This is a genomic window from Brevibacterium yomogidense, from assembly GCF_900163715.1.
In the GTDB taxonomy this organism is placed as follows: Bacteria; Actinomycetota; Actinomycetes; order Actinomycetales; family Brevibacteriaceae; genus Brevibacterium; species Brevibacterium yomogidense_A.
Genome location: NZ_FWFF01000021.1, coordinates 1 through 12,656, shown reverse-complemented (window position 1 = coordinate 12,656; position 12,656 = coordinate 1). Strand labels below are relative to the sequence as shown.

9 protein-coding genes are annotated in these 12,656 nt (G+C 70.1%); 3 read left to right on the top strand and 6 right to left on the bottom strand.

The features are described from left to right. Positions 1-218: 218 nt before the first annotated feature. Together FM105_RS13940 and FM105_RS13935 are read right to left on the bottom strand one after the other, a co-directional pair. Entirely contained in the window at positions 219-1,721 is a 1,503-nt protein-coding gene (locus tag FM105_RS13940; protein ID WP_087009281.1) for an LCP family protein, read from the bottom strand. Positions 1,722-1,900: 179 nt separating this feature from the next. Continuing rightward, a complete protein-coding gene (locus FM105_RS13935; RefSeq protein ID WP_087009279.1) occupies positions 1,901-3,097 on the bottom strand; it encodes a pyridoxal phosphate-dependent aminotransferase in 1,197 nt (398 codons plus the stop codon). Between the two features lie 102 nt (positions 3,098-3,199). Between FM105_RS13935 and FM105_RS13930 the strand changes: the two genes are divergently transcribed. Next, complete coding sequence (locus FM105_RS13930) at positions 3,200-4,300, top strand: patatin-like phospholipase family protein (RefSeq protein WP_087009278.1); 1,101 nt, start codon at positions 3,200-3,202, stop codon at positions 4,298-4,300. On the opposite strand, the gene FM105_RS13925 is transcribed toward FM105_RS13930, so the two are convergent. Together FM105_RS13925 and FM105_RS15065 are read right to left on the bottom strand one after the other, a co-directional pair. Beyond that, positions 4,243-5,391, bottom strand: a complete 1,149-nt coding sequence (locus FM105_RS13925) for an acyl-CoA dehydrogenase family protein (RefSeq protein ID WP_087009276.1) — start codon at positions 5,389-5,391, stop codon at positions 4,243-4,245. The genes FM105_RS13930 and FM105_RS13925 overlap by 58 nt on opposite strands. 100 nt (positions 5,392-5,491) lie before the next feature. After that, positions 5,492-7,363 (bottom strand): 5-(carboxyamino)imidazole ribonucleotide synthase, encoded by a 1,872-nt coding sequence (locus FM105_RS15065; RefSeq protein WP_143275898.1) that lies wholly within the window; start codon positions 7,361-7,363, stop codon positions 5,492-5,494. A gap of 59 nt (positions 7,364-7,422) precedes the next feature. Between FM105_RS15065 and FM105_RS13915 the strand changes: the two genes are divergently transcribed. Continuing rightward, positions 7,423-7,911 (top strand): GtrA family protein, encoded by a 489-nt coding sequence (locus FM105_RS13915; protein ID WP_087009274.1) that lies wholly within the window; start codon positions 7,423-7,425, stop codon positions 7,909-7,911. Positions 7,912-7,983: 72 nt separating this feature from the next. Here the strand turns inward: FM105_RS13915 and FM105_RS13910 are convergent, their stop codons facing one another. Together FM105_RS13910 and FM105_RS13905 are read right to left on the bottom strand one after the other, a co-directional pair. Beyond that, on the bottom strand, positions 7,984-9,144 hold the full coding sequence (locus tag FM105_RS13910) for an alkaline phosphatase family protein (RefSeq protein ID WP_087009272.1): 1,161 nt from the start codon (positions 9,142-9,144) through the stop codon (positions 7,984-7,986). A 7-nt stretch (positions 9,145-9,151) separates the two neighbouring features. Continuing rightward, positions 9,152-9,739 (bottom strand): DUF5998 family protein, encoded by a 588-nt coding sequence (locus tag FM105_RS13905; RefSeq protein WP_087009270.1) that lies wholly within the window; start codon positions 9,737-9,739, stop codon positions 9,152-9,154. 42 nt (positions 9,740-9,781) lie between these two features. Here FM105_RS13905 and FM105_RS13900 point away from each other — a divergent pair, with 42 nt between their 5' ends. After that, a complete protein-coding gene (locus tag FM105_RS13900) occupies positions 9,782-12,463 on the top strand; it encodes a bifunctional acetate--CoA ligase family protein/GNAT family N-acetyltransferase (protein ID WP_087009268.1) in 2,682 nt (893 codons plus the stop codon). The last annotated feature ends 193 nt before the right edge of the window (positions 12,464-12,656 follow it).

Genomic DNA, 12,656 nt, shown 5'->3' with positions numbered 1-12,656 from the left:
CAGCGGGAAAAGGAAATGACACGCGTGTGGTTCCGCATGTTCTCGCGCCGAACGGCGGCTGAAAAAGTTTTGTGAGGATCCGGGCAGATCTCGCAGATCGATCACATTCGCACGTGACGCTCGTCACGTCCGTGCGGGAGGGAACACCGTGAGCCGGCTGCGAGTCCTCCCTCAGGCAGCGCGGGGCGACAGCGCCCGGAACAGCTTACCGCTGTTCGTCAGGGCACGCTGCAGATCGAGGCGGCGTCCGCCTCGGAGCCCTCCGCGTCCTCCGCGTCGCCGGCCGCCCCCGCTGCGGGCGCAGCCCACAGTGAGACGTCCTGGGTCGCGCCCATCGCATCCGTGGGCAGTGCCCCGGCAGCCTCTGCTTCCTCGGCCGCCTGCTCCGATTCCGCGACCGTGTCGGCCACCAGCTGCCGGACCTCGGCGAAGTCCGGGTGGGTCGGGTTCACCTCGGGGGGCGTGAGGTCCACCGAGGTCGTCCCCGCGGTGCGCGTCTTGAGTGCCAGGTCCACGAAGCGGTCCACCTGGACCTGCGGGATGTCCGTCGACACGACGTCCGGGGCCGCCTTCGCGATGTCTTGGAAGCGCAGCAGGAGGGTCGAGGGATCGAGCTGCTGGACCATCGCGTCCTGCACGCAGCGCTGTCGGACCATCCGCTCGTAGTCGGAGGAGAACTCGCGCGAGCGTGCGAACCAGAGCGCGTGGTAGCCGTCGAAGTGATGCTCGCCGGGCTCGATCCACTCCTTCACGGGCCCGTGCTCACCCGTCGCGGGGTCGACCTCGGAGGAGATGGGCACGCGCTTCTCCGACACGACGGAGATGCCGCCCATCGCATCGATGAGGCTCTCGAAGCCCTCGAGGTCGATCATCGCGTGGTACTGCACGTCGAGGCCCGTCACACCGCCGACGGCCTCCTTCATCGCCTCGACCCCGGGGGTCACGTCGTCCGGATACTCGTCCGCGTGCTCCTCCCCCTGCTGGTAGACGGCGTTCAGGAGGCACTCGTCGCCGCAGTCGAAGCCGTTCGGGTGCACGGCCGCCAGCGGGCTGCCCTCGGTGAAGGGCACGTTCTGCATGTTGCGGGGCAGGCCGATCATGACGGCGCCGCCGGTCTTCGCATCGACGCTCACCAGGGTGATGCTGTCCGGACGGATCCCCTCACGGCCCTTCCCCGCGTCGGATCCCAGGAGCAGGATGTTGAACCGGCCGTCCGCGGGCCGCTCACCCAGACCGCCGGCGAACAGGTCGGACATGAGCTCCCGCTGGCTGTTCATCATGTACGTGCCGTAGGCGGTGCCGCCCGTGACGACCAGGACGGCGACCGTCGCCGCCGCCAGGAACCGCTTCCGGGCCCTGGGACTGAGCGTGTGGAGCCTGACCCTGCGCACGGTGCCCAGGAGGCACAGGATCCAGTTCACTCCCGCGACGACCAGCAGGGCGAGCAGGAACGTGAGGAGGAAGGGGTTCGTCGCGAGGGTGAACGCGAACTGGCGCCTGATGAGCACCACGATGAGCGCGACCGCGACGAGCAGCCACGTGAGCAGTGTGATGACCAGTGGAATCCGGGACCCGCGCACGCGGAAGAACGACTGGACGCTGCCGGGCATGAGGATCGTCGCTGCGAGCAGCACCCACCCCCGCACATCACGACGCGGGGCGTCGAGGTGGCGGGGCTCGCGGACTGGATCCGCGTACTGCAGTGAGCGCTTCTCGGTCACAGGGGGGCCTCGGGGTGTAGCGAACGGCGAACAGCACCACAATGCACGATCAGACGACGGTTCTCACGGAACCCGCCCCGGCAGGTCGGTGAGAGATCGCTGGATGTCCTGTCTCGGCCATGTCCGGTCCCGGTCGTGTCTGGGCGCACGGACTCAGGCCGTACAGACGTCGCGGGCGCTCACACGGAGTCCACCCACGCGCGCAGACGGGTGAGCCCCTCCGTGATGTCGTCGAGCCCGATCCCGGAGTACGCGAGCCTGATGTACTCCCGGTCCTCGCCCGGCTGCCGCCTTCCGAAGTGCTCGCGCGTGCAGAAGGAGACCCCTGTGCTGCGCAGCGCCTGCTCCGCGAACTCGCTGACGCTCGTCAGGCCCATCCGACGGACGGTGTCCGTGACGTCGGGGAAGACGTAGAACGTGGACTGCGGGACCTCCACGCTCATCCCCGGGATCGTGTTGACGAGGTCGCACACGGCGTCGCGCCGCGCCCGGAACTCCTCCAGCATGCGGCGCACCGGCTCCTGCGTGCCGGTGAGGGCGGCGATCCCGGCCCACTGGACGAAGTGCGTCGTGCAGGACTCGTCATTCGTGTTGAGGGTGGAGATCACATGCGCGACCGCGCGCGGCGCCACGGCGCAGCCCAGCCGCGACCCCGTCATCGCGAACTTCTTGCTGAACGTGTAGAGGATGACCGTCCGCTCCGCCATCCCCGGCAGTGCGGCGATCGAGCGGGATGCGCCTTCGTAGCGCATCTCGAAGTACGCCTCGTCGGACAGCACCCACAGATCGTGCTCCTGTGCGATCTGCGCGACCGCCTCGCGCTCCGCGTCCGTCGACTCCGCGGAGATCGGGTTCTGCAGGTCGTTGTAGATGAGCGCAGTCGTCTGCGGCGTGATGAGGGAGCGCAGGTGGTCGAGGTCGATCGCGAAGCCGTCCGCCGTGGGGACGTACCGGTACGGCAGCGGGACGCCGCCCAGGTACTCGATCTGGGATTCGTAGATCGGGAAGCCGGGGTTCGGGTACAGCACCCCCTCCCCCGGGTCCATGACGGTCTGGAGGAACTTCGTGATGACCGGCTTGCCGCCCGTCGTCACGACGACCTCGTCCGCGGAGATCGTCATGCCCCGTCGGCTGCCGATGTCGTCGGCCAGCGCCTCCCGCAGCTCCGGGATGCCGGGGCCCGGGCAGTAGCCGGTCTTCCCGTCCGCGATCGCGGCGTTCATCGCCTCGACGATGTGCGGGGCGGTGGGGAGGTCGATGTCGCCCAGGTGGAACGGAAAGACGCGGTTGCCGCGCGCCTTCCACTCCCCGGCGGCCTGTGCGACGGCGAAGGCCGTCTCCGTCCCCAGTCCGTCGATGCGGCGTGCGATCTTCATGGCGGGCTCCTCGCGTGGCGGGCTCTGATGTCTCCAGTCTCCCGCTTCTCACCGTGCCCGTCACTCCCCGCAGCGCCCCGGCATCTGTCCTAGGCTCGTCCCATGACGAACGCCTCGCCCCGCGCCGACCTCGTGATGGAGGGCGGCGGTGTGAAGGGGATGGCATTCGTCGGCGCTCTCGACGTCCTGGCGCGGGCGCAGTACCGCTTCCCGCGCATCGCCGGCACATCGGCCGGCGCGATCATGGGCTCCCTGGTCGCCGCACTCCAGCATGCGGGCGAGCCGCTCACACGGCTGCGCGACATCGCCGCGACGCTCGATCTGCCGCGCGTCACCGATTCCAGCGCGGTGGGTCGGGCGCTCGGGCCGCTCCACGGCATCGCCGACGCGGTGTCGCTGCTCGCCACCGGGGGCCTGCACGAGGGGAAGTACCTCCGCGACTGGCTCACGGGAGTGCTGGGCGACCTGGGGGTCGCGACCTTCGGAGACCTCCGCCGGACGGATCCGGGGTCCGCGCTGCCGCCGGAACGCGAGTACGCGCTCGTGGTGGTCGTGAGCGATCTGTCGGATCAGCGCATGAGCCTGCTCCCGTGGGACTACGGGCACTACGGACTCGATCCGGACGAGCAGTCGGTCGCCGACGCAGTGGGGGCCTCCGCAGCCGTCCCGTACGTCTTCCGACCCGTCCGCCTGAAGACGCGGCCGGAGGGGTCCGCGAGCCTGGTCGACGGCGGGCTCCTGTCCAACTATCCGATCACCGTCTTCGACCACGAGGACCGGGCGGACGCGCGCTGGCCCACGATCGGGATCCGCCTCTCCGCCCGTGAGCACGACCCGGCGGTCCACGCTCCGGTCGGGAACCTGTTCCAGGTGACGAGCGCGCTCGTGGAGACGGCGGTGCACGGGATCGACCGCAGGCACATCGATGATCCCGACGCCATCGAGCGGACGATGTTCGTCGACACGTCCGGCCTGTCGGCCCTGGACTTCGACCAGTCGCCGGCGCAGATCGCCCGGCTCGTCGAAGCGGGTCGCACGGCCGCGACGAAGCACCTCGCACGCATCGCCCCGGACGACGACGGCGCGGGTGGGCCCCCTCCGCACTTACGGAACCCACCCGCGCCGTTCGCGCACCGACCGTTCGCTCAGGCGAGCAGCTTGCGTCCCATGACGAGCCGCTGCACCTGGTTCGTGCCCTCATAGATCTGCGTGATCTTCGCATCGCGCATCATGCGCTCGACCGGGTGATCGGCCACGTACCCGGCACCGCCCAGCAGCTGCACGGCATCCGTCGTGATCTCCATCGCCGCATCGGACGCATACGCCTTCGCCGCCGCACCGAAGTAACCCAGATCCGCATCCTCCCGCTCACTCTTCGCCGCAGCGACATACGTGAGCTGACGGGCCGCCTCGAGCTTCATGCCCATGTCCGCGACCATGAACTGGATGCCCTGGAAGTCCGCGATGGCCTTGCCGAACTGCTTGCGCTCCTTGATGTAGCCCATCGCGTAGTCGAGCGCTCCCTGGGCGATGCCCACCGCCTGCGCCGCGATCGTCACCCGCGTGTGGTCGAGGGTCCGCAGAGCGATCTTCAGCCCCTCGCCCTCCGCCCCGACGATCCGATCAGCGGGCAGATGGACATTGTCGAAGATCAGCTCACGCGTGGGACTGCCCTTGATGCCGAGCTTCCGCTCCTTCTCACTGAACGTGAAGCCCTCATCGCCCTTCTCCACGACGAACGCGGTGATATTGCGTCCCCGCGCACCGTCCGGATCCGTGACCGCCATGACCGTGTAGAAGTCGGACACACCCGCATTCGTGATCCACGTCTTCACGCCGTTCAGCGTCCAGCCGTCGCCATCGCGCACCGCGCGCGTCTTCATGGACGCCGTGTCGGAGCCCGCCTCGCGCTCGGACAGTCCATAGGAGAATCCGCGCCCCTCCGCCAGCTGCGAGAGGTACTTCTCCTTGACCTCCTCGCCGCCGCCCAGCTGCACGGGCATCGAGCCCAGCTTGTTCACGGCGGGGATCAGCGACGAGGACGCGCAGCCGCGCGCCACCTCCTCGATCACGATCGCCGTGGCCAGCGCGTCCGCACCTACACCGCCGTACTGCTCCGGCACGTGCGGAGCGAAGAAGTCGGTCGCCAGCAGCGCATCGTGCGCCTCCTGCGGATAGCGGGCATCAGCGTCCACCTCCGCCGCGTGCGGGGTGATCTTCCCCTCGACGACTTCGCGGACGGCGGCACGCAGCTCGTCGTGCTCCTCAGTGGGACGGAAGAGATCGAATGTCATGCTCGTACTCCTTCTGGTGCGGGTCCTTGCGTTCGGGCCCGACGATCGGACGGTCAGTGCGCGACGAGGCCCGGGCGGACGCCGTCGCAGGGGTTTGGTCTCAGTGGTGCGCGTCGCCTTCGGCAGCGACGCGCTTCGACAGTGCACGGCCCTTGGCCATCGCCTTCTCCCGCAGGGCCAAGCGGTGGTCATCCAGCGCGCTGCGCAGATCGGTGCTGCCCTGCGCCTCGTCACCCGCAGCGCCGCTCGCCAGGATCCTCACCGCGAGCAGGCCCGCGTTCGCGGCCCCTCCCACGGAGACGGTCGCGACGGGGACGCCGGCCGGCATCTGCACGATCGACAGCAGCGAATCCATGCCGTCGAGGTACGTGAGCGGGACGGGGACACCGATGACCGGCAGGGAGGTCAGTGACGCGAGCATGCCGGGCAGGTGCGCAGCGCCGCCGGCGCCCGCGATGATCACCTCGAGGCCGCGGTCGGCGGCCGTGCGGCCCCACTCGACCATGTCCTCGGGCATCCGGTGCGCGGATACGACCTCGGCGGTGAAGGGGATGCCGAACTCCCGCAGTGCATCGGCTGCCGCTGACATCGTCGGCCAGTCGGAGTCCGAGCCCATGACGATGCCGACCCGGGACCGGTCATCGGGTCCGGCAGAGGCCGCCCCCGCCGCCGAGGCGGTCGCCGCCGATGCCTCCGACGTCGCCCCCGCTGCTGGGGAGGCCGCTGCCGCCGGGGAGGACGCTGCTGCCGGTGCGTCCGTCTCCGTTCCGCGCGCCGCGGACGTGGCGATCCCCGCGCCGGCCGCGTTCGCGGCGTCGCCGAAATCGGGGTGGGGGTTCGTGTCCACGCCGGCGATGAAGTCCGCGGCGTGGCGAGCGCGGGCGAGCAGGTGCTCCGGCGCATCCGCTCCGGACAGGTTCACGTGTCCGAGCTTCCGTCCGGGACGCACGCCCTTGCCGTACATGTGCACCTTGACCGCGGGATCGTGCGCGAGCACGTGGAGGTATGAGTGGTAGAGGTCGTCGCGGTCCGAGCCCAGCACGTTCACCATCGCGGTGAGCGGCGCGATCGCCGACGGATCGCCCAGCGGCAGGTCGAGGACCGCGCGCAGGTGCTGCTCGAACTGACTCGTGATCGAGCCGTCCTGGGTCCAGTGGCCCGTGTTGTGGGGACGCATCGCGAGTTCGTTCACGAGGTACCCGCCGTCGACCTCGAACATCTCCATGGCCATGACGCCGGTGACGCCCAGGCGTGTGGCCAGCGCGATGACGTCGCCCTGGATGCGGGCGGACAGCTCTCTGGACAGATCGGGGGCCGGTGCGAGCGCCTCCTTGCACACCCCGTCCTGCTGGTGCGTCGCGACGACGGGCCACACTGCGGTCTGCCCGGAGGGCGACCGACCGACCATGACCGCGAGCTCACGGGTGAAGGCGACCTTCTCCTCCGCCAGCAGCGTGCCGGGGGCCTCCGCGAACCAGTCGGCGGCCTCGGCGGGATCGTGGATGACCCGCACACCGTGGCCGTCGTAGCCGCCGCGCGGAGTCTTGAGGATGAGCGGCAGGCCCAGGTCCCGGGATGCGGCCTCGAGCTCGTCGACGGAGCCCACCTCCGCCCAGCGGGGATTGGGCAGACCCAGCTCATCGATCTTCGCTCGCATGACCAGCTTGTCCTGCGCGTGGATGAGCGCGTCGGGGCCCGGATGCACACTGTGGCCGGCCGCCTCGAGCGCCCGCAGGTGCTCCGGCGGCACGTGCTCGTGGTCGAATGTGAGGACGTCGACGGTGTCCGCGAACGCCTTGAGGGTGTCCCAATCGCGGTAGTCGCCCACCGTGACGTATGCGGACACCTGCGCGGCGGACGCGCCGTCGGCCTCACTGAGGACATGGAAGGAGACGCCGAGCGCCTCTGCTGCGGGCGCCATCATCCTGGCGAGCTGTCCGCCGCCCACGACGCCGATCTTGGGGAAAGTCACGGGAGACAGTCTATGCGCGCTGTGCGGCGCCGTCCTCATCCGCCGTTAGTCTTGCGCACATGGGACTGCTGAAGGAGCTCCGCCGGGTGGGGAAGTTCTCCGTCATCGGCGGCATCGCCTTCATCGTCGACATCGGCCTGTTCAACCTGCTGAGGCTCGAGCCGGCAGGGATGGGCCCGATGTGGGCGAAGGTCCTCTCCGTCACCGCCGCGACGACCGTGTCGTGGATCGGCTCCCGCTACTGGACGTTCCGCGACGGGAAGTCGAACACCCCCGTGAAGGAGGCGGTGGGCTTCTTCGCCGTCAACGCGGTGGGCCTGCTCATCGCGGTGGGCTGCCTCTGGTTCTCCCACTACGTGCTGGGCTTCACCACCACGTTCGCGGACAACGTCTCCGGCAACGTCGTCGGCGTGCTGCTGGGCAATGTGTTCCGCTACCTCATGTACCGCCATGTGATCTACCGCCCTGAGCCGGGCGCAGAGCCCACGCCCCGCAGAGCGGTCGTCGAATTCGAGGACTCGGCACCCTCCGGGGGCCACGCCGGCTAGCGAGCCGGACCGGCGAGACTCTGCTGGCCGGACGACTCAGTCGGGCGGACTCCACCCGGCACCCGGCTGGCTTCAGCCGTTCAGCAGGAGCAGCGGGATCTCGAGCTCATCGGCCGTCACGCCGCCGTGGTGCCCCAGCAGCGACAGCGCGGCCGGGGAGTCGTTCTCCGAATCCACGATCCCGAATCCCGGCTCGCCGATGACGACGAGGTCACCGATCCGCGGCAGGTTCCGATCGCGGACGGGACCGAACAGTCCGGCTCCCACGGCCTCGGCGCGGGCGAGGACGGTGCCCCGCTCCCCCACCAGGGCCCGGAACGCAGCGAGCGCGTCCGCGGTCGCGCCCTCCCGGGCATAGAGGTGCGTCGCACGCGGCTCTCCCCCCACTGCGCGGAGCAGGTCCCGGTGCGCAGGGTGCTCCGCGAGGTCGAGGCGCGTCTCATGGGGGACGTCGATCATCCCGTGGTCAGCCGTCACCGCCATGACGGCGTCGTGCGGCAGCGCCGCCGCGAGCCTGCGCAGGCTGCCGTCCACGCGCTCGAGCTCCTCGAGCCACTCCCACGAGTCGACGCCGTGGACGTGCCCGTTCTTGTCGAGGGCGCCCCAGTAGAGGTAGACGATCCGCTGCCCGGGCGCCCGCAGCGCCTCCAGCGCATGGTCGACGCGCTCGTCGAGCGTCCGCGATCCGCGGAACCGGGCCCCGCGCATCGAACCGCGGTTGAGACCGCGGCCGTCGAACTTGGGCTCGCCCAGGTTCACCGCATCGATCCCCCCTGCGATGAGCCGGTCGAACAGCGTGGCGTCCGGCACCCAGAGGCGGCCGTCGACGTGGTCGGATCCGGTGAGCTGGTTGAACACCTCATCGCGTTCGGGGTCCAGCAGCGTGTAGCCCATGACGCCGTGCGCGCCCGGCAGCATGCCGGTCGCAAGCGAGGACAGGGAATTCGCCGTGGTCGACGGGAAGCCGGCGCTCAGCAGCGTCTCGTCCGGCAGCAGGGACCGCAGGAACGGGGTGTGCGCCGCCCGGCGGCGCAGCAGCCGCGAGCCCAGTCCGTCGATCAGGACGACGACGGCCGTCCTGGCCGACGCGTCCGGGGCGATCCGCTGGGCCCGGGCGACGGCCTCGGGCGCGAGGATGTGCTCCGCACCCACGGCGAGCGCCGCAGCGGGGAGCACGTCGGACAGCAGCGGTCCCGCATAGTCAGGGGTGGGGATCGTCAGCGGTGCGGCCATCGACTGCTCAGCCCCTGTCGCGGGTCGCGCGGAATGAGGCCCTGCGGAGTTCGACGGCGAACGCCTCTGCGCGCGCCACCGCCTCCGGGCCCTCCGCCTGGGCGGAGACGCGCAGCGTGAGGTCCTCGGACAGCAGGCTGCCGCCGTAGCCGTGGTCCGCGTCGCACTGCGGATCCGTGCACGCCTCCGGGAAGGTGTCGATCCGGGTGGTCGAGCCCCAGCCGAGTGTCAGCGACACCTCGACGGGCGGCTGACCCGGCTCGAACTGCGCGGGCCGCTCGTACGTCCGTCCGATGAGGACGGTGCGGATGTCGACCAGCTCGATCGCCTCCGACGACGTCATCGCGCGCGGCGGCTGGCCCAGCGGGCGCGGTGCGGGATCGTCGTCCACGTGCGCGATGAGCAGGCGGGTGGGCGTGATCGCGAACGCCGTCACGTGCCGGTGGATCGAGTCGAGGTCCACATGCGTGTCGATGTGAACGAAGTGCGAACGGATCTCCTCGTCGAACAGGCTCTCGACGAGCATGGTCCCGGCGAGCTGCGGGTAGTACCCGGCCGCCTGGAGATCGGAGATGAGTTCATGCGGAATTGCCATGCGCCCAGCATATGCGCCACTCATCCCGCATATGCTTCCCGTATGACGAGCTACCCCGCCCACTGGGAGGCCGACGTCGTCCTCCGCGACGGAGGCACGGCCCACCTGCGCCCCATCGTCCCGTCCGATTCCGAGTCCCTGCAGAAGATGCACCGGGCGCAGTCGCCCGAATCCGTGTACCTGCGCTTCTTCGCCCCCATGCCGCAGATCCCCACGAAGGATCTGGACCGGTTCGTCACCGTCGACCATCGCACGCGCGTCGCCTTCGTGCTGGTCGTGGGCGACGAGGTGATCGGTGTGGGCCGCTTCGACCGGATCGATGCGGAGTCGGCGGAGGTCGCCTTCAACATCGCGGACGCGCACCAGGGGCGCGGGATCGGCTCGATCCTGCTCGAGCACCTCGCCGTCGCCGCCCGCGAAGTCGGGATCACCGTCTTCACCGCCGAGGTCCTGCCCCAGAACCGCCCGATGCTGCAGGTGTTCGCCGCCGCCGGATACGAGGTGTCGCGCGAGTTCGAGGACGGCGTCGTCGCCGTGCGCTTCGAGATCGACCCGACGGATCGTGCGATGCAGGTCATCGCGGCCCGCGAGCACCGTGCGGAGGCGCTGAGCGTCCGCTCCGTCCTCCACCCGGCCTCCGTCGTCGTGATCGGCGCGTCCCGGAAGCGCCACTCCACCGGTAACCTGCTGGTCCGCAACCTCACGTCGGCGGGGTTCCAGGGGCAGCTCACGGTGGTCCACCCGGAGGCGGAGTCGATCGCCGGCGTGCAGACCGTCCGCAGCCTCGACGAGCTGACGGAGCCGGCCGACCTCGCCGTCATCGCCGTGCCGGCCGTGTCCGTCAGCGGGGTCGTCCGCGACTGCGCCGCGCACGGGGTCAAAGCGGTCGTCGTCATCTCCTCCGGCTTCGCGGAGGCCGGAGAAGAGGGCACGGCACTCCAGCGCGAGGTCGTCGCCACGGCCCGCTCCCACGGCATGCGGGTCGTGGGCCCCAACAGCTTCGGGATCGCGAACACCGCGCCCGACGTCGCGCTCAACTCGTCCCTGGCCCCCTTCCTCCCGGAGCCGGGCAGCCTGGGCCTGTTCAGCCAGTCCGGTGCTCTGGGCACCGCGCTGCTGGCCCGCGCCACCCGGCTGGGACTCGGCATGTCGACGTTCGTGTCCGCCGGCAACCGTGCGGACCTGTCCGGCAACGACCTCCTCCAGTACTGGGAGGAGGACCCCGCGACGAAGGCGGTGGGCCTCTACCTGGAGTCGATCGGCAATCCGCGCAAGTTCTCGCGCATCGCCCGTCGCGTGAGCCGGGTGAAGCCCGTGGTCGTCGTGAAGTCCGACCTCACGGGCCAGGAGCTGCCGCCGGGCCACCAGGTCCGCCTCTCCGGACTCGCGGAGCGGGCGGGCGGAGCACTGGACGAGATCCTCGCGCAGGCCGGGATCATCCGCGCCGATTCCATCCGCCAGCTCTTCGACATCACCCAGGTCCTCACCGCCCAGCGCCTGCCCACGGGACGCAGGGTCGGGATCATCGGCAACTCCGCGGCCATGGGGACGCTGCTCGTCCAGGCTGCCCGCGCCGAGGGCCTCGTGGTCGACTGCGACCCCGTCTCCCTCCACCCGGAGGTCCGCGCGGACGAATTCTCAGAGGCGCTCGCGGGGATGTACTCCCGCGACGACGTGGACTCCGTCATCGTGAGCTTCACCCCGTCCGCCGGGGCATCGGATCAGGAGATCGCGGAGGTCCTCTCCGAGCAGGCCGCCCAGGCGGCGCAGACGACCGTCGCCTGCTTCTCCGGCGTCCAGGGCGTGCGCGAAGAGCTCACCGCCTTCGTTCCGGGGGACGAGGGCACCCCGGAGCGCCGCACCGTGCCCAGCTACTTCGGTCCGGAGGACGCCGTCATCGCGCTCGCCCGCACCACCGACTACGCGATGTGGCGCGGTGAGGACCACGGCCACTACCCGGAGCTCGACGGGATCGACCGCCGTGCGGCGCGCTCCGTCATCGACTCCGCGCTCGACGAGGTCGACGGCGAGGGGACCGTGGTGCTCACGCCGTCCCGCACCCGCGAGCTGGCGAAGGCGTACGGCATCTCCGTCCTCCCCCACGTCACGACGTCGTCCGTCGACGAGGCGCTCGCTGCGGCCGACGAGCTGGGCTACCCCGTGGCGCTCAAGGCCGTCCATACCCGTCTGCGCCACCGGATGGAGCTGGGCGGAGTCCGCCTCAACATCGAGACGGCGGAAGAGCTGCGGGACGACTACGAGCAGGTCCGCGGGGTCATCGATTCCTTCACCCAGGAGGGCCCCTACGACATCGATGTCCAGCGCATGGCCCCGCCCGGCACCGCGTGCGTGGTGCGCGGCGGCGAGGATCCCCTGCTGGGCCCCGTGGTGTCGTTCTCCCTGTCCGGGGACACGACGGAGCTGGTGGGCGACATCGCGCACCGCGTCGCGCCCCTCACGGACGTCGACGCGTCCCAGATGCTCCGGTCCGTGAAGGCGGCACCGCGCCTGTTCGGCTACAAGGGCCTGCCCGTCATGAACGTGGAGCCGATCGAGGATCTGCTGCTGCGGATCTCCCAGCTGGTCGATGACTTCCCCGCCATCGCCGACATCGCCGTCCACCCGGTCGTCGCCACGCAGACGGAATCGCACGTGCTGAGCATCCGCGTCGTCCTGCGGTCCGCGGTCGACCGGATCGACTCCGCGCGCCGCCGACTCGCCTGACCGGAGAGCCTGCGGGCGGACCATCGACTGTCCCTCTCCACCCGAGGCCTCCTGTCCCCACATGGCTGGCTGGCTGTCCCCACGTGCCCGTCTGTACCTACCAACTTTCATCAGACCGCACACCTTCTTTCATGTGCGGTCTGATGAAAGTTGGTAGGTGGGGGGATGTTCAGGGATGGGAAGGGGTGGGGAT

Bases quoted from the DNA above. Each gene is read 5' to 3' on its own strand.
- FM105_RS13905 (WP_087009270.1), bottom strand. From the start codon at position 9,739: ATGGCAATTCCGCATGAACTCATCTCCGATCTCCAGGCGGCCGGGTAC.
- FM105_RS13900 (WP_087009268.1), top strand. From the start codon at position 9,782: ATGACGAGCTACCCCGCCCACTGGGAGGCCGACGTCGTCCTCCGCGAC.
- FM105_RS13925 (WP_087009276.1), bottom strand. From the start codon at position 5,391: ATGACATTCGATCTCTTCCGTCCCACTGAGGAGCACGACGAGCTGCGT.
- FM105_RS13915 (WP_087009274.1), top strand. From the start codon at position 7,423: ATGGGACTGCTGAAGGAGCTCCGCCGGGTGGGGAAGTTCTCCGTCATC.
- FM105_RS13935 (WP_087009279.1), bottom strand. From the start codon at position 3,097: ATGAAGATCGCACGCCGCATCGACGGACTGGGGACGGAGACGGCCTTC.
- FM105_RS13930 (WP_087009278.1), top strand. From the start codon at position 3,200: ATGACGAACGCCTCGCCCCGCGCCGACCTCGTGATGGAGGGCGGCGGT.
- FM105_RS13910 (WP_087009272.1), bottom strand. From the start codon at position 9,144: ATGGCCGCACCGCTGACGATCCCCACCCCTGACTATGCGGGACCGCTG.